Below are 19,695 nucleotides of genomic sequence, written 5' to 3'. Positions count from 1 at the left end.
GCGAAACCGAAGATGGAGGCAGAGGCAGTGGCGAAGGACTGGTGGCTGTACCACGGGAACGGCGAGGGCGCGGACCGGCGCGCCCGCCTGGAGGCCGGATCCCCGCCACCCTGGCGGGACTTCGGCGGAGCACCCGACCCGCACTACGCGCCCCCCGGGTGCGCGGGAGAGGCCTGGCGGCGCACCGTGCTGCGCGGCGAGGGATACGTACCCGACGAGCAGGAGAAGGACGTCGTCAACACGGCCCTGCACCTGCGCAGGCCGCTGCTGGTCACCGGAAAGCCGGGCGTCGGCAAGTCCACGCTCGCCCACAGCATCGCCTCCGACCTGAACCTGGGGCCGGTCCTGCACTGGCCGATCACCAGCCGGACCGTACTGCGCGACGGGCTCTACCTCTACGACGCCGTCGGACGCCTCCAGGAGGCCGGGATGGAGCAGCTGCGCACGCCGGGCGGGCTGCCCGCGGCCGCGGCCGGAGCAGGAGCCGCTGCCAGAGCCGGAGCCGGAGCCGCAGCCGCGGCTGCGACCGCCGCGGGGGCGTCCGTCGATGACACCCCCCGGGCGCCCTCGATCGCCCGCTACCTGCGCCTGGGACCGCTCGGCACCGCCCTGCTGCCGCAGGACCGGCCCCGCGTGCTGCTCGTCGACGAGATCGACAAGAGCGACATCGACCTCCCCGGCGACCTCCTCACCGTCTTCGAGGACGGCGGGTTCCTGATCCCCGAACTCGCCCGCCTCGCCCAGGAGGACCCCACCGTCGCCATCGGCACCGACGACGACCCCGACGCGGTCGTACGGATCACCCAGGGCCGCGTCCAGTGCCGCTACTTCCCCATCGTCGTCCTCACCAGCAACGGCGAACGCGACTTCCCGCCCGCCTTCCTGCGCCGCTGCGTCCGCCTCCACCTGGAGCCGCCCGGACCGGACAAGCTCGCCCGGATCGTGCGCCGCCGGCTCGGTGTCGACGTCGCATCCGACGAGCAGTACCAGGACCTCGTCCGGGCCTTCCTCGACCGCGGCGAGGACGGGGACCTGGCCACCGACCAGCTCCTCAACGCCATCCAGCTCCGCCTCGCCGGCGCCTGGTCCGCGCCCGCGGACCGCGAACGCTTCCTCGACACCGTCATGCAGCACCTGACCGGGCCCACGGCGTGATCGAGAAGCTGCTGGCGGCCCTCGCCGACGGCGCCGACGGCAGCGTCCCGTACACCGGCCTCGGCGCGGAGGAGATCGCCGACATCCTGTGGCTGGCGGCCCGGGTCGACCCCGCCGGCACCCGCCCGCCCGCGGACCCCGGCGCCGCCGGCCCGCCGGGCGGCCCGCCACCGCTGCCCGCCCCCCCGCCGCCCGAAGCCGCAGGGCCGCTGCCCGAGCCCGGTACCCCGGCCGGGGGCGAGCCCGTCCAGCTCTTCACGGCCGCCCGGCGCGACCCCGACGGGAAGCCGGCCGAGGACGGCGCCGGGCGCCGGGGCTCACCCCTGCGGCTGCCCCGGGCCGCCTCCCTCGACGACCCGCTGGCCCTCATGCGCGCCCTGCGGCCCGTCGGCCGGCGCTCCATCGGCGGGCCCGGGGAGGAACTGGACGAGCAGCTCACCGTGGAGCGCAGCATCGAGCGCATGGTGACCACCCCGGTCCTGCGCCCCGCCGAGAGCCGCTGGCTGGACCTGGCGCTGGTCGTCGACACCCACCACTCCATGCTGCTCTGGTCGGACCACGTGGACGAGGTGCGCCGGGTCCTGACCCGCAGCGGGGTCTTCCGCGACGTCCGCACCTGGCACCTGACCGGCACCGCGGCCGGCGCCACCCCGATGGTCACCCGCGGCCCCGGCGGCCCGCCCCGCACCCCCCTCGAACTGGCCGACCCCGCGGGGCGCCGGCTGATCCTCGTACTCTCCGACACCGTGGCGGGCGGCTGGCGGGAGGCCCCCGTACAGGGCATGCTCCGGCACTGGTGCGCGCACAACGCCGTGGCCGTCCTCAACGTCCTGCCCGAACGGCTCTGGACGCGCGGCGCCGTCCGGCCCGTCCCCTTCGCCGTCCGCGCCGAACGGCCCGCCGCCGCCACCCGCTCCTGGCAGCGCATCCCGGTCGCCCGCCGCGGCCGCACCGGACCCGGCCGGGCCGCCGCGGCCGTCGTCCCCGTCGTCGGGGTCGCCTCCGGAAGCCTGGCCCGGCTGGTGCGGGTGGTCTCCGGGGACGGCCGGTGGCGGCGCCTGGCCTGCCTGCGCCTGGACGCGGCGGCGGGCGCCGCGAGCACCCCGGCGGATCCCGGTCCCGGCGCCGGGCGCAGCGCCCTGGAGGTGGTGGAGCGCTTCCGGGCGAGTGCCTCCCCGACGGCCCAGCAGCTCGCCGCCCACCTGGCCGCCGTACCCCTCACCCTGCCGGTGATGACCCTCGTCCGGCGCTCCCTGCTGCGCGACTCGGAGCACGGCCACCTGGCGGAGGTCGCCCTCGGCGGGCTCTTCGAGGACTGGGAGGACGAACAGGTGCCGCAGGAGGTGGAGTTCCAGTTTCTGCCCGGCGTCCGGGAGGCCCTGCTCGGCTCGCAGCTGCGCGGGGACGTGGCCGCCGTACGGGAGCTGGTGCGGCGGCGCGTCTGGGAGTTCGTGTCCCGCAACCGGCGCACCGGCCCGGACTTCTCCGCGACCCGCGTCACCACGGGCCGCGAGGGCCGCCGCCGGGTGGCGGAAGACGCCCTGCCGTTCGCCGTACGGCCGCCCCGCGAGCCCGGCCTCGCCGACCGGGTCGTCCGGGTCCGCCACGACGGGATGCCCGAACCGCAGGAGGTCGGCACCCTGCTGACACCGCGGCTGGTGCTCACGGTCGGCGACGCGCAGCTGCCCCCGGGCACGGTGGCCTGGGTGCGTCCGGGCGACCGGGAGATCCCCTGCCGCACGGTGTGGTCGGACGACGCGGTCCCCCGCATGCTGCTGCTCCAGGCCGACGAGGACCTGGTGGACCCTGCCGTGTGCGCGGAGCCCCTGGGCCTGCTGACGGCGGAGGGCCACCACGTCCTGGACCGGCTGCGGGTCGACGGCCGCACCGACCAGGGCGAACCGGTCGCGCTGACGGGCGCGCCGGCCCCGCACGACGGCGCCCGCAACGGTGAACTCGTCCGGCTCTCCGCGGAACCGGAGAGCTGGACGCACTTCCGGGGCGGCCCGGTCTCCGAGAACGGCAGGCTGGTCGGGGTCGTCCACACGGTCTGGCCCCACCGCATGGTGTTCCTGCTCGCCGATGCCCTGCTGGAACAACGCGGCTTCCGCGCGGTGTTGGAGGGTGCCGTGCCGGAGGCCGACACGGGGACCGCGGTGTGCCTGGCGGTGCTGCCCGGCGCCGACGGCATCCACCCGGCCGGGAGCTCGGCGACGGCGGAGACGGGCGCCATGCTGCTCGAGCTCATGGCGGACACGGACGTCGCCGGGCGGCTGTCCGGCAGAGAGGGGGACGGGGACGCCCCGCTCCTCATCACGCTGGACGCACCGGGCGCGCACGCCAAGGCGGGCCGGCTCCTGTCCGGACTGCGCGCGGCCGTGCTCACGTACGGAAACCGGCGGATGGACGGCATGCACCCCTCCCTCGCCGTGGCCGTGGGCACCGGCACGGCGGAGACCGAACGGCTGGTTCGGCACCGGGCGATCGCGGATCTGCTGCGGCGGACGGCCTCCTCCGGGTCTTTCGTCCTCGCGCTCTCCCACCGCCTGCACGAGGATCTCGAAGGCCTGTTCGGCTACCCGGCCCACGTCACCCTGGAGCGGGTGGGCGCCGCGGACGAGGGCTGGGTGTGCGTCGCCCCGGAACCCGTGGCCGAGCCGCTCGCGCAGGTACTGGCGGAGGCCGACCGGCTCCTGGACATGACCGTCGACTGGCCGACCTGTGGAGTCGAGGCCTCGGAGGCCGAGCCCTGGGTCTGCATCGGGATCCGGGTGCCCGGGCACGCGAGGTGCCTGGCCCACCTCGGGGACGAGGAGCAGCGGGAGTACCTCGCCACCCTGGCGCCGGGCGCGCCGCTGGACTTCCGGGGCACCACCTTCGACAACGGCCTGCTGCCACGGCTGCTCACGGCGCTGGAACCGCGTGGCCGCGGGCCGCTGCGGGTGGGGCCGGCGGCCTTCGACCGGGCCTACTTCGTGGACGACTGGAACCGGGCGGACATCGAGTTCTCGGGCCGGGCCACCTTCGTCCGGGCCGTCTTCGGGGGCAGGGCCGGTTTCGGCGGAGCCACCTTCGGCGGGCCGGTCTCCCTCGACGGCGCCGTGTTCCAGTACGCCGCCGACTTCGAGATGAGCCGCTTCCACCGCGCGGCCACCTTCCGCCGGGCCCGCTTCCGCGGATCGGCGGGGTTCAAGGAGGCGGTCTTCCTGGAGGACGTCTCCTTCGGCCGGGCGGTGCTGGAGGCCTCCGCGGACCTGTTCGCGGTCCAGGTGGCCGGGTCGGCGGACTTCACCGGGGCCTCCTTCGGCGGCGTCGCCGGGATGAGCGGGGCCGGTTTCGCCGGACCCGTCTCCTTCGCGTCGACGAGCTGGCGCCGCGGCCTGATCTGCAGCGGATCCGCCTTCGAAGGACCGCTGGACCTCGAGCGGGCCACCTTCCGCGGCAGGGTCCGTTTCGACGGCGTGCGCTTCGATGCGGCCACCCACTCCGCCCCCGACTTCACCCTCGTCCGGCCGGGCCACTGGGACGTCCAGGAACGCCCGGACGGCACCTGGGACATCGGGCTGGTCACGACCGACCCGGGATGACCGGCCGCACCGGGGCCCGCACCGGCGCGCCCGGGCTCCCGGGCCGTCCTCAGGCCCCGGTGTGCGAGGCCTCCAGCTGCCGCTCCGGACGCTCCACGGCCAGCGGGAGGCTCGCCTCGATCTCGTCCAGGGCCCGCCGGGCCGTGGCGATCCGGGCCCGGACGTCGGGGTCCGTGTCCGGTGCCGGGGCGCGGTTCGCCTCGTCCTCCATCTCGCGGGCCTCGTCCAGGGAGTTGAGGACGACGCCGATGAGTACGTTCACCAGGACGAAGGAGGCGAGCAGCGCGTACGAGGCGTAGTAGATGATGCTCAGCCGGGAGATCTGCAGTCCCGCGCGGACCGCGTCGGTCAGCCCGTCGAGCGTGGTCAGCAGGAAGAGCGTGAGCATGGCGCGGCCCACCGAGCCGTAGTGCCCGGGGTCGGACTCCGCGAAGCAGACCCAGCCGACCATGGCGTACACGTACAGCACCAGTGCGCCGACGAACAGGAAGCTGGCGGTGCCCGGCAGACTGCGGCCGACGGCGATCAGCAGGATGCGCAGGTGCGGCAGGAAGCGGGCGGTGCGCAGGACGCGGGCGAGGCGCAGGAGCCGCAGGAGGGTGGTGTTCTCGCGGACGAGCGGGATGAAGGCGGAGGCCACGACCGCGAGGTCGAAGAGGTTCCACGGGTCGCGGAAGAATGCTTTCGGCCGGTCGGCGCAGGCGCCCACGCGCAGCAGCATCTCCAGGGTGAACAGGGCCAGGCAGCAGTTCTCCGCGCCCTGGAGCACGAGCCGGTACTCCTCGGCGAGCCCGCTGTACGTCTCCACCCCCATCAGCGCGGCGTTGAACAGGATCGCGCAGAAGACGACCATCCCGAAGGCGGGGGCCTCCGTGGCCACCCGGCATCGGGCTGCCAGCTTCATCCGACCACGTCCGGCCGGCTTCGGGTGTGTCATCGTGCTCCTCGTGCTCGCGTCTGGGCCGCGGGCGAAACGGCGGCCCACCCGTCTAACGCCGCACTGCCGATCGGGTTTCACCACTTTCCGCCGTCAATGCGCCCGTAGTGCGCGGGGGAACGGGCGGGTCCGGCCACCGCGGGCGGTGGCCGGACCCGGTTGCAGGGTGCGGCGGCACGGATCAGGCGAGCTGCTGCCGGATCAGGTCGATCACCTCGGAGCCGTGCTGGTTGAGATAGAAGTGGCCGCCGGCGAAGCGGTGCAGGGCGAACGGTCCGCCGGTGTGGTCGGCCCAGCCCGCGGCCTCCTCGGCCGTCACCGCGGGATCGATGTCCCCGGTGAGCACCGTGATCGGGCAGGCCAGGGCGGGCCCCGGGCGGTAGCGGTAGGTTTCCGCGGCCTTGTAGTCGCCGCGGATCGCGGGGAGGACCGAGCGCAGCAGCTCGTCGTCGGCCAGCACCGCCGGGTCCGTGCCGCTCAACGCCTTGATCTCGGCCAGCAGCCGGTCGTCGGGGGCGAGGTGGACCAGCTGGTTCTCGCGGTGGTGCGAGGGGGCCCGCCGGCCCGAGGCGAACAGCGCCACCGGCGCCGGGTCACCGGCCTCCTGGAGCCGCAGCGCCACCTCGAAGGCCAGGGAGGCGCCCAGGCTGTGCCCGAACAGGGCCACCGGCCGGTCGCACCAGGGCCGCAGCTCGGCGACGACGCGGTCGGCGAGCTCCCGCAGGTCGTCGATGCAGGCCTCGTGGCGGCGGTCCTGGCGGCCCGGGTACTGCACGGCCAGTACGTCGGCGTCCGGGGACAGGGCCCGGGACATCGGGAAGTAGTAGCTGGCCGAGCCGCCCGCGTGCGGGAAGCAGAACAGCCGGACGGGGGCGTCCTCGGCGGGGTGGAAGCGGCGCAGCCAGTCGCCGGTCGTCCGCGGGGCGGCAGGGGTCAGGGTCGTACGGGTCATCGTCGGTCGGTGTCCTTTCGGTGGGGGCGGGCGGCCCGGCCCCCCGTGCGGGTGGCCCTGACGGGGCCGGCGGTCCGGGTCGCGGGGCCGGTGGTCCAGGCGCCCGGCGGACGCCAGCCGTGCGCCGGGCCCCAAGCGGCCCGGGCCGGCGGCGCGGTCTCCTCCTCGGCCCCTTCCATGTGCCCGGTGGCGGTGAGCAGCGCGAGGAGGACGGCGGCCAGTTCCGCGCCGTCGGGGGCGCCGCGCACGATCCTCACGGGTGGTTCGGCCCGCTCACTCATCAGAACGGCGGGTTGCCGTGCTTGCGTTCGGGCAGCGGCACGTGCTTCGCGCGCAGCATCTCGAGGGCGTCCGCCAGTACCTGCCGGGTCGCGGCCGGGTCGATGACGTCGTCGACGAGGCCGCGCTCGGCCGCGTAGTAGGGGTGCATGAGTTCCTGCCGGTACTGCTTGACGCGCTGCGCGCGCGCCGCGTCCGGATCGTCCGAGGCGGCGATCTCCCGGCGGAAGACGACATTGGCCGCGCCCTCGGCGCCCATGACGGCGATCTCGTTGGTGGGCCAGGCGAAGGACAGGTCCGCGCCGATCGAGCGGGAGTCCATGACGATGTAGGCACCGCCGTAGGCCTTGCGCAGGATCACCTGCACCCGGGGCACGGTGGCCGCGCAGTACGCGTACAGCAGTTTCGCCCCGTGCCGGATGACCCCGCCGTGCTCCTGGCCGCTGCCGGGCAGGAACCCCGGTACGTCCACGAGGGTCACCAGCGGAATGCTGAAGGCGTCGCAGGTCTGCACGAACCGGGCGGCCTTCTCCGAGGCGTTGATGTCCAGCACCCCGGCCAGGGAGGCGGGCTGGTTGGCCACGACGCCCACCACGTGGCCGTCCAGCCGGGCCAGTCCACAGATGATGTTGGTCGCCCAGTGCGCGTGGACCTCGAACAGGTCACCGTCGTCGATGATCTCCTCGATCACGGCGCGCATGTCGTACGAGCGGGCCGGGTCGGCCGGCACCAGGTGGGACAGCGCCCCGGTCCGCCGGTGGGCCGGATCCCCGCCGGCCACCGAGGGCGGCATCTCCCGGTTGTTGGAGGGCAGCAGCGACAGCAGGTGCCGTACCTCCTCCAGGCACTCCTCCTCGGTGTCGTACAGGAAGGCGCTCGCACCGGAGACCGAAGAGTGGACCTGCGCGCCCCCGAGGTCGTTGTGGCTGATCCGCTCGCCGGTCACGGCCTGCACCACGTCGGGTCCGGTGACGTACATCTGCGCGATGTCGCGCACCATGAACACGTAGTCGGTCAGCGCGGGGGAGTACGCCGCCCCGCCCGCGCACGGCCCCAGCATCACGCTGATCTGCGGGATCACCCCGGACGCGGCCACGTTGCGGCGGAAGATGCCGCCGTAGCCGGCGAGCGCGGTGACCCCCTCCTGGATCCGGGCCCCCGCCCCGTCGCTGAGCGACACCAGCGGCGCGCCCGCGGCCAGCGCCAGGTCCATCACCTTGTGGATCTTCTGGGCGTGCGCCTCGCCGAGGGAGCCGCCGAAGATCCGGAAGTCGTGCGCGTACACGAACACCCGGCGGCCGCCGACCTTTCCCCAGCCGGTCACCACGCCGTCGGTGTGCGGCCGGCGGTCCTCCAGGCCGAACCCGGTGGCCCGGTGCCGGCGCAACTGCTCGATCTCACGGAAGGTGCCGGGGTCGAAGAGCAGGTCGAGGCGCTCGCGCACGGTCAGCTTGCCGCGGGCGTGCTGCGCCTCGGAGGCGCTCGGCGACGGGCCCAGCCCGGCGGACTCCTTGATCGCTCCTAGTTCGGCCACTCGGACACCGACATCGGCAACTGTCATGCTCCACCCGTCTCTTCGGCCGTCTGGGCGCGCCGCTGGCGGCGCCCTGGGCAGTGCCCGCCATTGAAAACGCCTGCCGAGCGCGCGGAGAACAGCGACCACCCCCCTGACCGGAGTAGGGGTGGCGGCCGCGCCGACGCACCCAAGCGCCCCTTAAGGAGGCGCACGCATGATCCGGGGAATCGAGGTCCGCCACTCCACGGGCCCGCAGACCCGAGGGGATGCCGCGGATGTCAGAGTCACGCTTCGCCACCTTCACCGAACTCCTCCGGGTTCGGGCGGCCGAACTCGCCGACGAGGACGTCCACATCTTCCTGCGCGAGGCGGCCGGCGGCGCGGAGGCCGAGCACCTGACCTACGGAGAACTGGACCGGGAGGCCAGACGCATCGCGTCCTGCCTCCAGGAGTACGCGGTGGCCGGGGAGCCGGTGCTCCTCGTCTTCTCCGCCACCACCGAGTTCCTCAAGGCCTTCGCGGGCTGCCTCTACGCCGGGGCCGTGGCGGTCCCCGTACCGATGCCGGGGGAGGCGGGCCGCGACAAGCGCCTGGGCCGCACCACCGCCGTACTGAAGGACACGGGCGCGAAGCTGGTCCTCACCGAGACGGCCGCCGCCCCCGAGGTCGCCCTCTGGCTCGCCCGCAACTCCCGTCCCGACGCGGCCTGCCTGGTCACCGACGCGCCCGGCATCGGCGACGCCGACGCCTGGCGGCCCGTCCCCGCCCGCCCCGACGACTTCGTCTTCCTCCAGTACACCTCGGGCTCCGTCTCCGAACCGCGCGGCGTCACCGTCTCGCACCACAACCTCCTGGCGAACCAGGCCGCCCTGCAGAAGGTGCTGCGCACCACCCGCGAGGACCGCTTCGGAAGCTGGCTGCCCTACTTCCACGACATGGGACTCGTGGCCCACCTGCTGCACCCCGTCTGGCTCGGCAGCCACAGCGTCCAGGTCACCCCGCTGTCCTTCGTCAAACGCCCGCTGCGCTGGCTCCAGGCCATCGACGAGTACGGCGTCACCGTGGGCGGCGGCCCCAACTTCAGCTACGACCTGTGCGTGCGCCGGGTCAAGGACGAGCAGATCGCCGCCCTCGACCTGTCCCGCTGGCGCCTCGCCCTCAACGGCGCCGAACCCGTACGCCCCGAGAGCCTCGACGCCTTCGCCGAACGGTTCGCCCCCGCCGGATTCCGCCCCGAGGCCCTCTACCCCTGCTACGGACTGGCCGAGGCCACCCTGGTCGTCTCCGGCGGGGCCCCCGGCACCCCGCACGTCCGCAAGGACTTCGACCGCACCGCCCTGGAGCGCGACCAGGTGCTGCGGGCCGGATCGGGCGAGCGCGCCCGGACCCTGGTCGGCTGCGGCACCCCGGTCGACGTGGACGTGCGCATCGTCGACCCGCTGACCCACCGCGAACTCCCGGCCGGCGCCGTCGGCGAGATCTGGCTGCGCGGCTACAGCGTGGCCCGCGGCTACTGGCGGCGGCCCGCGGAGAGCGTCCACACCTTCCTCGCCAGCCTCAACGGCGAGGAGAGCAACTTCCTGCGCACGGGCGACCTCGGGATGCTCGAGGACGGCCAGTTGTTCGTGACCGGGCGGCTCAAGGAAGTCATCATCATCAACGGCCGCAACGTGTACCCGCAGGACGTCGAATGGGCCGCCCGCACCGTCAGTCCCGCGCTGACCTTCGGCGCGGGCGCCGCCTTCTCCGTCGACGCCGGGAGCGAGCAGCTCGTCCTCGTCCAGGAGGTGCGCGGCGCGGACGGCGCCGAGCTGCGGACCGTCGCACAGCGCATGCAGGCGCTGATCGGCAAGGAGTTCGAGATCCCGGCCGGGAACGTCCTGCTCGTACGCCCGGGCACCGTACGCCGCACCAGCAGCGGCAAGGTGCAGCGCACCCTGATGCGCGGCCTCTTCCTCGACGGGGTGCTGCGCGGCGAGTACGAGGTGCTGACCCCGGACGTACGGGCACTGGTCCGGATCGAGGACGCGCTGTTCGGCGACGACCTGCTGAGGCCGGAAGGAGCCGACGGAGGAAGACGGTGGTGACCTCGCTCCTCGGCGAGCAGGCGTCGGCGCAGCAGCGCGAACACGCCGTCCGGGCCCGGGTCGCCGAGCTGGAGGCGCTGTTCGGCGATCCCTCGGACCCGGCCAACCCGGTCGGCTACACCGCGCTGCTGGAGGCCGACCGCGCCGCCGTGCCCTTCGCCGCCGGCGAGGCGCTGCTCGACGACTTCGGGATCACCGACGAGTACATTCCGCGCGCCCTGGGCGGGCGGCTCGACGGGATGGACACCCTGGTCAGGATCATGCGCCCGGTCTTCCGCCGGGACGTGGGCCTGGCCATGGGCCACGGCATGACCACCTTCATGGCGGCCTCCGACGTCTGGACGGCCGGCAGCTCCCGGCAGCGGCACTGGCTGGCCGGGCTGCTGCGCGACGGCGGCAAAGCGGCCATCGCACAGCACGAGACCGCCCACAGCAACGACTACGTACGCAGCCAGGTCACCGCCCGCCGCAGCGGCGACGGCTATCTGATCAGCGGCGGCAAGCCGTTGGTCAACAACCTGGAACGGGCCGGGGCACTGGTGCTGTTCTGCCGTACCGACCCCGCCCCCGGCAGCCGCAGCCACTCGGTGCTGCTGCTGGAACCCGGGCAGCTGAGCGACGTACGGGCGGCCGTGACGGCGCGCCGCACCCCGGTCGGGCTGCGCGGCTGCCGGTTCGCCGGGGTGGAGTTCGACGACTGCCCGGTGCCCGCCTCCGCCCTGCTGGGCCCGGAGGGCAGCGGCATCGAGACGGCCCTGCGGTCGTTCCAGATCAGCCGGACCGTGATCGCGGCGACGGCCGTCGCCGCGCTCGACACCAGCCTGCGCACGGCCGTCCGCTTCGACCGGGAGCGCTCCGGCGGCTGGCAGGCGGGCGGTGGCCGGGACGGCGGCCGGACCGGGGCGGCCCTCACCAACGCCTTCGTCAACCTGCTGCTGTACGACGCCCTGGCCGTGGTCGCGACCAGGGCGCTGCACCTGCTGCCCGCCGAGACCAGCGTCTACTCGGCGGCCCTCAAGTACCTGCTGCCCCGGGTGCTCACCGAGACGATGTACGACCTGTCCATCGTGCTGGGATCCGGCTTCTACACCCGCGAGGGCACCCTCGGCATCTTCCAGAAGCACGTCCGGGACGTGCCGGTGCTCAGCCTCGGCCACGCCGGGACGGTCGCCTGCCAGGCGACGGTCATCCCGCAGATGCCGCGCCTGGCCCGGGGCTCCTGGTTCGTCGAGGACGAGGCGCCCGCCGGGCTGTTCCGGCTGCACGGAGGCCTGCCGCCGCTGCGTACCGACCGGCTCAGCCTGGCGTGCGGAAGGGACTCCCTCAGCGCGACGATGCTCGCCGTCGCCGCGGGCATCGACGGCACGGGCCCGGTCGAGACCGCCCTGCGCAGGCTCGCCGGACAGCTCGTCGAGGAGTTCCGCGACGTGCGCGCCCGGGTGCTGGCACTGGACGCGGCCGGTGCGGCGGCCACCGCCCGGCCCGCACGGTTCGCCCTCATGGACCGGTACGCGCTGCTGCTGGCCGCGGCCGCCGTCCTCGGCCTGTGGGACCAGGGCCGCTACGGCCCCGACCCGTTCCTCGCCGACCCGTCCTGGGCCGCCGCCGCCCTGCACCGCATCGCCCGGCGGCTGGGCACACGCGTCGCCGACCTGCCGGCGGAGTGCGAGACCCGGATCCGGCACGAGGTCCAGCTCCGCTTCAGCACCCAGATCAGCTACGACCTCTACTCCGGCCCCATCCCCGGCTGACCGGTGTCCCCGGCCGCCGGCGGATGCGCCGTACGCATCGAAGGAGTCCCACGATGACCGTGCCCACGGATCGGCCGACCGCGGCCGCCGGCGGCGTACTGCCGCACGAGTGGCTGTACGCCCGGCTCTCGCTCTACCTGCGGCGTGCGCCCGAGACCATCGACCCCACCGTCCCCTTCGCCGAGTACGGCATGGACTCCGTGGCCGCCCTGAGCCTGTGCGGCGACCTGGAGGACGAGTTCGGCCTGGAGGTGGAACCGACCCTGCTCTGGGACCACCCGACCGTGGCGAGCCTCGTCGGCCACCTGTCGACGGTGCTGCCGGCCGGCTCACCGGACGCGCAGGGCCGGCCCTGATGGGGGACATTGCCGTCGTCGGGATCGACTGCACGTTCCCCGGTGCGGCGGGCGTGCAGGCGTACTGGGACCTGCTGATGCGCGGCGGGGACGGGACCGGCCCCGTCCCCGGGCAGCGCTGGGAGGCCCGGGACTTCCCCGCCGTCAGCGGCAGCGGCGGGTTCATCGACGACGCCGATGTCTTCGACAGCGACTTCTTCTCCGTCACCCCCCGCGAGGCCGCCGCGATGGACCCGCACCACCGGCTCCTGCTGCCCTGCGCCTGGCGGGCCCTGGAGGACGCGGGACTGGCCCCCGGCGACCTCGCGGGCACCGAGACCGGCGTGTTCGTGGGCGTGATGGGGGGCGAATGGGGCCGCCTGACCATGAGCGACCTCGCACGCGTCACCCCGCTGCTCGGCGCCGGCAGCAGCGCCGGCATGGCCGCCAACCGGATCTCCTACCACTTCAACCTCACCGGACCGAGCCTGGCGGTCGACACCGCCTGCTCCTCGTCGCTCGTCGCCGTGCACCTCGCCGCGGGCTCCCTGCTGGCCGGGGAGTGCGACACCGCCCTGGCAGGCGGGGTCAACATCGTGCTCTCGCCCTCGCTGGGCATGGTCTACGGACAGCTCGGCCTGGCCGCCGCCGACGGCCGCTGCAAGCCCTTCAGCACGGACGCCGACGGGATCGGCCGCAGCGACGGCGTGGGCCTGGTGGTGCTGCGCCGGCTGGAGGACGCCCTCGCCGAGGGCCGGCGGATCTACGCCGTACTGCGCGGCAGCGCCGTCAACCAGGACGGCCGCAGCAACGGGGTCATCGCCCCCAACCGCTGGTCGCAGCAGCGGGTGCTGACCTCCGCCTACCGGCGCGCGGGAGTCACCCCGGACCGGATCGCCTTCGTGGAGGCGCACGGCACCGGGACCGTACTGGGCGACGCCATCGAGTGCGCGGCGCTCGGCGCGGTGCACGGCATCCCGCGCGACACCCCGTGCGCCATCGGCTCCGTCAAGGGCAACCTGGGCCACACCGAGGGCGCGGCGGGCATCGCCGGCCTCATCAAGACCGTCCTGGCCCTGCACCACCGCATCGTCCCCGCCGGCCTCTTCACCGACCGCGAGAACCCGCAACTGCGCCTCGGCGAACGGGGCCTGCGGCTGCTGAAGTCCCCGCTGCGGCTGCCGCGGGGGGAGAGCCTCGCCGGGGTGAGCAGCTTCGGCATGGGAGGTACGAACGCCCACGCCGTGCTCGGCTCCGCACCGCGGACCCCCCGGCCCGCGGCCCCTGCGCGCGTGCGCGGCGGCGCCGCGCACGGCGGCGTCGGCGTGTTCACCGTCAGCGGCGACACCCCCGAGGCGCTGCGCCGCAACCTTGCCGCGCAGGCCGAGGCGGTCGCCGCACGGCCGCGCGGCGGCGCGGCCGCCCTGTGCTGGAGCAGCAACCGCGTCAAGACCGGCCTGCCGTACCGCTTCGCCGCTCCGGTCCGCGACACCGACGACCTGGTGGCCGCGCTGCGCCGGGCGGCCGCCCCGCAGGAGGGGACCGGGAGCGCCGGGCGCCCCTGGGGCAGGCCCGTCGTGGCCTTCCTGTTCACCGGCCAGGGAAGCGAGTTCCCCCGCATGACGGCCGGGCTCCACCGGGAGTCCCCCGCCTACCGCCGCCACCTCGCCGAGGCCGACGCGGCGATCGCCGCGCACCTGGGCGAGTCGGTGAGCGAGCTGATCCTGTCCGGCGACGAGCGGGTGCACCGGCCCGAGTTCGCGCAGCCCGCCCTGTTCGCCGTCGGACACGCCCTGGCCCGTACCCTCGTCGAGCTCGGCATCACCCCGGCCGCGGTCCTCGGCCACAGCCTCGGCGAGTACGCCGCCGCCGTCACCGCGGGCGTGCTCGACCTGGCGGAGGCCGCCCGACTGGTGGTCCGGCGCGGTGCGCTCACGGCCGAACTGCCCGGCGGCGGAGCCATGATCGCCGCCGCCGCCGGCCCCGAGGAGCTCGCCGGGCTGCTGGCGGACGAGCCGGGCACGGTCGTGGCCGCGCTCAACGGCCCCGCGGACACGGTGCTCTCCGGACCGCGCGCGGCGCTGGAGCGGATCGGCCGGGAGCTCGCCGGGCGCGGCGTACGGGTCGCGCCGCTGCCGGCCCCGTACGCCTTCCACTCGCCCCTGATGGCCCCGGCCGCGGCGGCCCTGCGCACCGCGGGGACGGTCCGGTGCGCGCCGCCCACCGTGCCGGTGGCCTCGACCCGGTACGGCCGGATGCTGCGCCACGAACCCATGGACGCCGACTACTGGGCCGATCAGATCGAGGAGCCCGTGCTCATGGACACCGCCCTGGAGGCGCTCGTCCTGGACGTCGCCCCCACCCATCTCGTGGAGGTGGGCCCGCGCGGCGTGCTGCTGCGGATCGCCGCCAGGGGCGGGCGGGCACCGGGGGTGGAGTACCTGCACCCCGCCCCCGGCGCCGCGGCCACCGGGTACGAGCTGGCGGAAACCGTGGCCGCCCTGTACCGGGGCGGGCTCGAACCGCGGTGGGAGGAGCTGTACGCGCCCGAACAGCGGGTCCTCCAGCCGCTGGCCCCGTACGTGTTCTCGTCGGAGCAGCGCTACTGGGACCGGCAGGCGTTCGTGCCCACGGCCCCTCCGGCCGCCCCGCCGGCCCCGGCCCCCGCTGCGGTCCCCGCGCCGCCCGCGCCGGCCCCGCACACCGGTGCCGAGCCGGACACGGCCGCGCGTGCGGCCGCCGCGGCCGCCCGCGCCGCCGATCCGGTGCTGGACGCCGTCGTCCAGGCCGTCACCGAGGTCGGCGGCTATCCGCCGGAGCGCGTCGTGCGCGAGGCCCGCTTCTACGAGGACCTCGGCTTCGACTCGGTGATGATCATGCAGCTCAAGAACCAGGTCGAGGCCAGGCTGCCCCGGGTCGGCGAGGTGTCCGTGCAGCAGATGCTGCCCGCACTGCGGTCGGTCGGCTCGCTGGCCGAGTTCCTCGACGACATGCTCCTGGCGAGGTCGGCATGATGCGCTGGACGGACACCGCGGACCGCGCCGCGGTGTACCTCGCCGCCACCGGTACGGCGCTGCCCGGCGACCCGGTGGACAATGCCGCGCTCGGCCGGATGCTGGGCGTCGGCGAGGAGTGGATCGACCTCTTCGTCGGCACCAGGACCCGGCACTTCGGCTGGGATCCGGTCACCGGAGAGGTCCGCGGTTCGCTCGCCGACCTGTGCGCCGAGGCGGGCGCCCAGGCCATGGACGCCGCCGGACTGGGCCCGGCCGACATCGAGTTCGTGGTGCTCGCGACCGCGACCCCCGACATGCTGCTGCCGAGCACGGCGGGCGAGGTCGCCGACCGGCTGGGCCTGGACCACCTGCCCGTCTACCAGCTCCAGGCGGGCTGCTCCGGCGCCGTCCAGGCGCTGGACCTCGGCCGCACGCTGGTCCTCGGCGGCCGCCGGGCCGGACTGATCCTCGGCGGGGACGTCACGCACCGCTTCCTGTCGCCCCGGCGGGACACCGCGCGGATGCCCACCGAAGAACTGGTCAACTACGTCCTGTTCGGCGACGGAGCCGGAGCCGCCGTCCTCACGGACGAACCCGAGGGCGAGCGGATCGCCGTACGGGCCGTGCTGAACTCCTGGACCGGGCGGGGCCGGCCGCCCGGCCAGCTCCTCGACTGGTACGGGACCACCGACCGCGACTCGGGGCGGCGGATGCTGGCCGAGGACTACAAGGCGATCGAGGAGCACGTGCCCGCGATCTCCGTGGAGATCCTCTGGGAACTGCTCGACGGGCTCGGCTGGAGCCTCGACGACATCGGGTTCCTGCTGCCGCCCCAGCTGTCCGGGCGGATGACCGCCCGCATCGTCGACCGGCTCCCCGCGGGCCCGGCCCGGGAGATCTCCTGCGTCTCCGAGACCGGCAACACCGGCAACGCCCTGCCCTTCCTCCAACTCGACCGGCTGATACCCGAGTTCGCCGAGGGGGACCGCGCGCTGGCCCTGTGCGTGGAGTCCAGCCGGTGGATCAGGGCGGGCTTCGCCCTGGAGAAGATGTGAGGGCGGCCATGACGACGGGACTGGAGCAGCTGCGCGACCTGCGCGCGCAGGGCCTGCTGGAGAAGGCGTACGACCGGGTGCCGGCGCTGCTCGCACAGGAGGGCGCGGACGCGGTGGCGCCCGCGGCGGCGGGCCGGCTGCTCGCCGGGCTCGACGCCGACGCCGTGCTGGAGCACCACCCGGGGACCCCCGTCGTGACGGTGGCCGTCACCGGCCAGTCCACCGTGGGTCACGTCGTCGATCCGCTCCGGGGCGAACTGGCCCGGCACGGCATGCTGTTGCGTGCCGTGCTCGGCGAGCACGGCACCTACCTGCGGGACCTGACCGACCCGGGCAGCGAGCTGTGGCGGGCCGCACCGGAGCTCACCCTGTGCCTGCTCGACGCCGAGACGGTGTTCTCGCAGGTACCGCCGGTGTGGCGGGTCGAGGACGTGGAGCGGGCGGGGCGGGAGGTGCTCGACCGGTGCGCCGCGCTGGTGGCCGGGGGCCCCGGCACGCTGGTGCTCAACACCGTTCCACTGCCGCGCACCTACAGCCACCGGCTCGTCGACCACCGCTCCCGGGCCCTGCTCGGCGCCGTCTGGCGGGAGTTCAACGCGCGGCTGCTGCGACTCACCGAGTCCGCCGACCGGCTCGTGGTGATCGACCTCGAACCACTGGCCGGGGAGGGCGGCCCGGTCACCGACCCGCGCCTGGCCCGCCACGCCAAGGTCCAGCTCGGCGCGGAACTCCTCGCCGCGTACGCCCGCGAGATCGGCCACCTGGCCCGTGCGGTACGCGGCCGGGTCCGCAAGTGCCTGGTGCTCGACCTCGACAACACCCTGTGGGACGGGGTACTCGGCGACGACGGACCCGACGGCATCGCGGCGGCCGGCACCCTGCGGGGGGAGGCGTTCGGCGCCTTCCAGAAGTGCGTCAAGCAGCTCGCCTCCCAGGGCGTGCTGCTCGCCGTGAGCAGCAAGAACGACGAGGGCCCCGTCCGGGACGTACTGAACACCCACCCCGATCTCCTGCTGCGCGAGGGAGACTTCGCGGCCGTCAACGCGAACTGGGAGCCCAAGGACGGCAATCTCCTCGACATCGCCCGGGCGCTGGAACTCGCCCCCGACGCCCTGGTCTTCGCCGACGACTCACCGGCCGAACGCGCCCGGGTGCGGCTCGGTGCGCCGGACGTGGCGGTCGTGGCGCTCGACGAGGAACCGGCGCTGCACGTCACCCGGCTGCTGGCCGACGGCTGGTTCGACACCCTGGCCCTGACCGACGAGGACCGGGCCAGGACCGGCGAGTACCGCAGGCAGCGCGAGCGCCGGGCGCTGCAGGCCGGCTCGGGCTCGCACGAGGAGTTCCTCCGGGACCTGGAGGTCACCGTCGGGCTGGCACCGCCCCGGCGCCACGAATTCGCCCGCGTGTCCCAATTGACCTTGCGCACGCATCAGTTCAACCTGACCGGAGGGGGCCATTCGGAAGCCGAGCTGGCCGCCCTGGCGGCCGACCCGCAGCGGCTGCTGCTCGCCGCCCGCAGTGCGGACCGGTTCGGTGACAACGGTCTGGTCGGAGCGGTGCTCGGGACCGTCGCCGAGGGGGTGCTGCACCTGGACAACATGTGGCTCAGCTGCCGGGTGCTCGCCCGCGGGGTCGAACAGGCATGCCTCGCGGTGCTGCTGGTCCGGGCCCGCGCGCTGGGGCTCTCTGCGGTGACCGCCGCTTACGTACCCACGGCCCGCAACCACCGGGCCCGCGAGGTCTATCCGTCCTGCGGGTTCACACAGCGGGATCCCGCCGCCGGCAGATCCGGCCGATCCGGCGGTTCCGGCGGATCCACCGGATCTGGCGGAACCAACGACTCCGCCGCATCCGTTGACAGGAAGCTGGAGTTCCACCACGACCTGACACGGCTGCCGGACGTCCCCGCGCACGTGCGCATCACCGAATCCCCTGGCGGAGGGAGGGCCGATGGGCCTCGATAGCCTCGACGTGTTCCTGCGGACCGTCCGCGACGACCTCGGCCTCGACATCGCCGTTCCCGGGGGCGCGGACACCCCGCTGGTGGACCTGCCCGGCTGGGACTCGCTGAACCTGCTCCGCCTGGTGGCGCTCCTGGAGGAGTCCGGCCACCGGGTCCCGGTACACCGTCTGCTGGAGGCGCACGCCCTCCGCGACGTCCACACCCTCGTGAAGGAGTACGCATGACCGCCCCGGGCAGCCCCTCGCTCGGCCCGCCGCTGGGTGAGCCCGTCGCCGTGGTACCGGGAGGCGACTCGTGGGACCGGGTGAGGGAGGACCTCGCCACCCACGGCACGGCGCTGGTCTACGCCTGGCTGAAGGACCTGGAGCCGCAGGTGCCGTCCGGCGAGGGACTGCGCGAGCTGCTCGGCCGGGACTGGACGCGCTACCTCGACCTGACGCACGCCGATGTGCGCGGCCGCTACATCGCCTCCCGCATGCTCCTGAAGCACGCGGCGAGCGCGGTGCTCGACAGCGATCCCGCGGACCTGGAGCTCGCCTACGGCCCGACCGGCCGCCCGTACCTGCGCGGCTGCGACCAGATCGACATCAGCCTCAGCCACACCGAGGACCTGCTGCTCGTGGGCCTGACGACCTGCGGGCTCATCGGGGTGGACGCCGAGCGCGCCGATCGCGAGATGCACGGCAGCGGCCTGGGCCGGCACATCTGCACGCCGTACGAGTCCGTGCTGCTGTCCGGGATGCCGCAGGCCGAGCGCAACGACGCCCTGGTGCGGCTGTGGACCCTCAAGGAGGCCTACAGCAAGGCGATCGGGCAGGGCATGCAGTTCCGCTTCACGGAGTTCGGCTTCGGCCCGGACGGCAGGGCCGTGCGGGTCCAGCGGCCGGACGGGACCGCCGGGACCGGGGACGAGTGGATCTTCCGCACGTTCCAGGTCGCCGACGGCTACGTCGTCAGTGCCGCGGTGTACGACGCGGGCTTCGGCCGGCTCCAGGACGCCCACGTCACGACGATGCTCGACCAGGACTGCGTGGACGCCATCACCGAGGCGCTCGACGAGGCGTCCGGAACCTGAGCCG

General features: G+C 74.4%; 14 protein-coding genes. 10 read left to right on the top strand and 4 right to left on the bottom strand.

All coding sequences use genetic code 11. The features are described from left to right. Positions 1-12: 12 nt before the first annotated feature. Together B6R96_RS08025 and B6R96_RS08020 are read left to right on the top strand one after the other, a co-directional pair. Positions 13-1,155, top strand: coding sequence for an AAA family ATPase (locus B6R96_RS08025; RefSeq protein ID WP_081522099.1), 1,143 nt, complete (start codon positions 13-15; stop codon positions 1,153-1,155). After that, positions 1,152-4,742 (top strand): pentapeptide repeat-containing protein, encoded by a 3,591-nt coding sequence (locus B6R96_RS08020; RefSeq protein ID WP_081522098.1) that lies wholly within the window; start codon positions 1,152-1,154, stop codon positions 4,740-4,742. Before B6R96_RS08025 ends, B6R96_RS08020 begins: the two co-directional genes overlap by 4 nt. Positions 4,743-4,791: 49 nt before the next feature. On the opposite strand, the gene B6R96_RS08015 is transcribed toward B6R96_RS08020, so the two are convergent. From B6R96_RS08015 to B6R96_RS08000, 4 genes are all read right to left on the bottom strand, one after another. Then, positions 4,792-5,679 carry an ion transporter gene (locus B6R96_RS08015; protein WP_051779782.1) on the bottom strand — a complete coding sequence of 296 codons (888 nt, stop codon included), beginning with the start codon at positions 5,677-5,679 and terminating at the stop codon, positions 4,792-4,794. 181 nt (positions 5,680-5,860) lie between these two features. Then, positions 5,861-6,631: a thioesterase II family protein gene (locus tag B6R96_RS08010; RefSeq protein WP_081522097.1), complete on the bottom strand. Its 771-nt coding sequence runs from the start codon at positions 6,629-6,631 to the stop codon at positions 5,861-5,863. Further along, positions 6,628-6,888, bottom strand: a complete 261-nt coding sequence (locus B6R96_RS08005; protein ID WP_081522096.1) for a hypothetical protein — start codon at positions 6,886-6,888, stop codon at positions 6,628-6,630. The genes B6R96_RS08010 and B6R96_RS08005 overlap by 4 nt, the downstream gene beginning before the upstream one ends. A 23-nt stretch (positions 6,889-6,911) precedes the next feature. Beyond that, the gene (locus B6R96_RS08000; RefSeq protein ID WP_081522095.1) at positions 6,912-8,471 is read right to left on the bottom strand and encodes an acyl-CoA carboxylase subunit beta; all 1,560 of its coding nucleotides are present in this window, start codon (positions 8,469-8,471) and stop codon (positions 6,912-6,914) included. 230 nt (positions 8,472-8,701) lie between these two features. Here B6R96_RS08000 and B6R96_RS07995 point away from each other — a divergent pair, with 230 nt between their 5' ends. The 8 genes from B6R96_RS07995 to B6R96_RS07960 are packed head-to-tail and all read left to right on the top strand — an operon-like array spanning position 8,702 to position 19,691. Then, positions 8,702-10,513: a fatty acyl-AMP ligase gene (locus B6R96_RS07995; RefSeq protein WP_237291374.1), complete on the top strand. Its 1,812-nt coding sequence runs from the start codon at positions 8,702-8,704 to the stop codon at positions 10,511-10,513. Further along, on the top strand, positions 10,510-12,264 hold the full coding sequence (locus B6R96_RS07990) for an acyl-CoA dehydrogenase (RefSeq protein WP_203351605.1): 1,755 nt from the start codon (positions 10,510-10,512) through the stop codon (positions 12,262-12,264). The genes B6R96_RS07995 and B6R96_RS07990 overlap by 4 nt, the downstream gene beginning before the upstream one ends. A 53-nt stretch (positions 12,265-12,317) precedes the next feature. After that, the gene (locus B6R96_RS07985; protein ID WP_030389776.1) at positions 12,318-12,620 is read left to right on the top strand and encodes an acyl carrier protein; all 303 of its coding nucleotides are present in this window, start codon (positions 12,318-12,320) and stop codon (positions 12,618-12,620) included. Further along, the gene (locus B6R96_RS07980) at positions 12,620-15,613 is read left to right on the top strand and encodes a type I polyketide synthase (RefSeq protein WP_081522092.1); all 2,994 of its coding nucleotides are present in this window, start codon (positions 12,620-12,622) and stop codon (positions 15,611-15,613) included. Before B6R96_RS07985 ends, B6R96_RS07980 begins: the two co-directional genes overlap by 1 nt. Beyond that, entirely contained in the window at positions 15,610-16,650 is a 1,041-nt protein-coding gene (locus tag B6R96_RS07975) for a 3-oxoacyl-ACP synthase III family protein (protein ID WP_237291373.1), read from the top strand. The genes B6R96_RS07980 and B6R96_RS07975 overlap by 4 nt, the downstream gene beginning before the upstream one ends. 8 nt (positions 16,651-16,658) lie before the next feature. Further along, complete coding sequence (locus B6R96_RS07970) at positions 16,659-18,617, top strand: HAD-IIIC family phosphatase (protein ID WP_081522090.1); 1,959 nt, start codon at positions 16,659-16,661, stop codon at positions 18,615-18,617. After that, positions 18,604-18,840, top strand: coding sequence for a phosphopantetheine-binding protein (locus B6R96_RS07965; protein WP_081522089.1), 237 nt, complete (start codon positions 18,604-18,606; stop codon positions 18,838-18,840). Before B6R96_RS07970 ends, B6R96_RS07965 begins: the two co-directional genes overlap by 14 nt. Continuing rightward, on the top strand, positions 18,837-19,691 hold the full coding sequence (locus B6R96_RS07960) for a 4'-phosphopantetheinyl transferase family protein (protein WP_030389781.1): 855 nt from the start codon (positions 18,837-18,839) through the stop codon (positions 19,689-19,691). The genes B6R96_RS07965 and B6R96_RS07960 overlap by 4 nt, the downstream gene beginning before the upstream one ends. Positions 19,692-19,695 lie beyond the last annotated feature (4 nt).

It is taken from the genome of Streptomyces sp. Sge12, from assembly GCF_002080455.1.
Lineage (GTDB): Bacteria > Actinomycetota > Actinomycetes > Streptomycetales > Streptomycetaceae > Streptomyces.
Note: the sequence above shows the minus strand (reverse complement) of the source record. Positions and strands in the feature narration are given on the sequence as shown.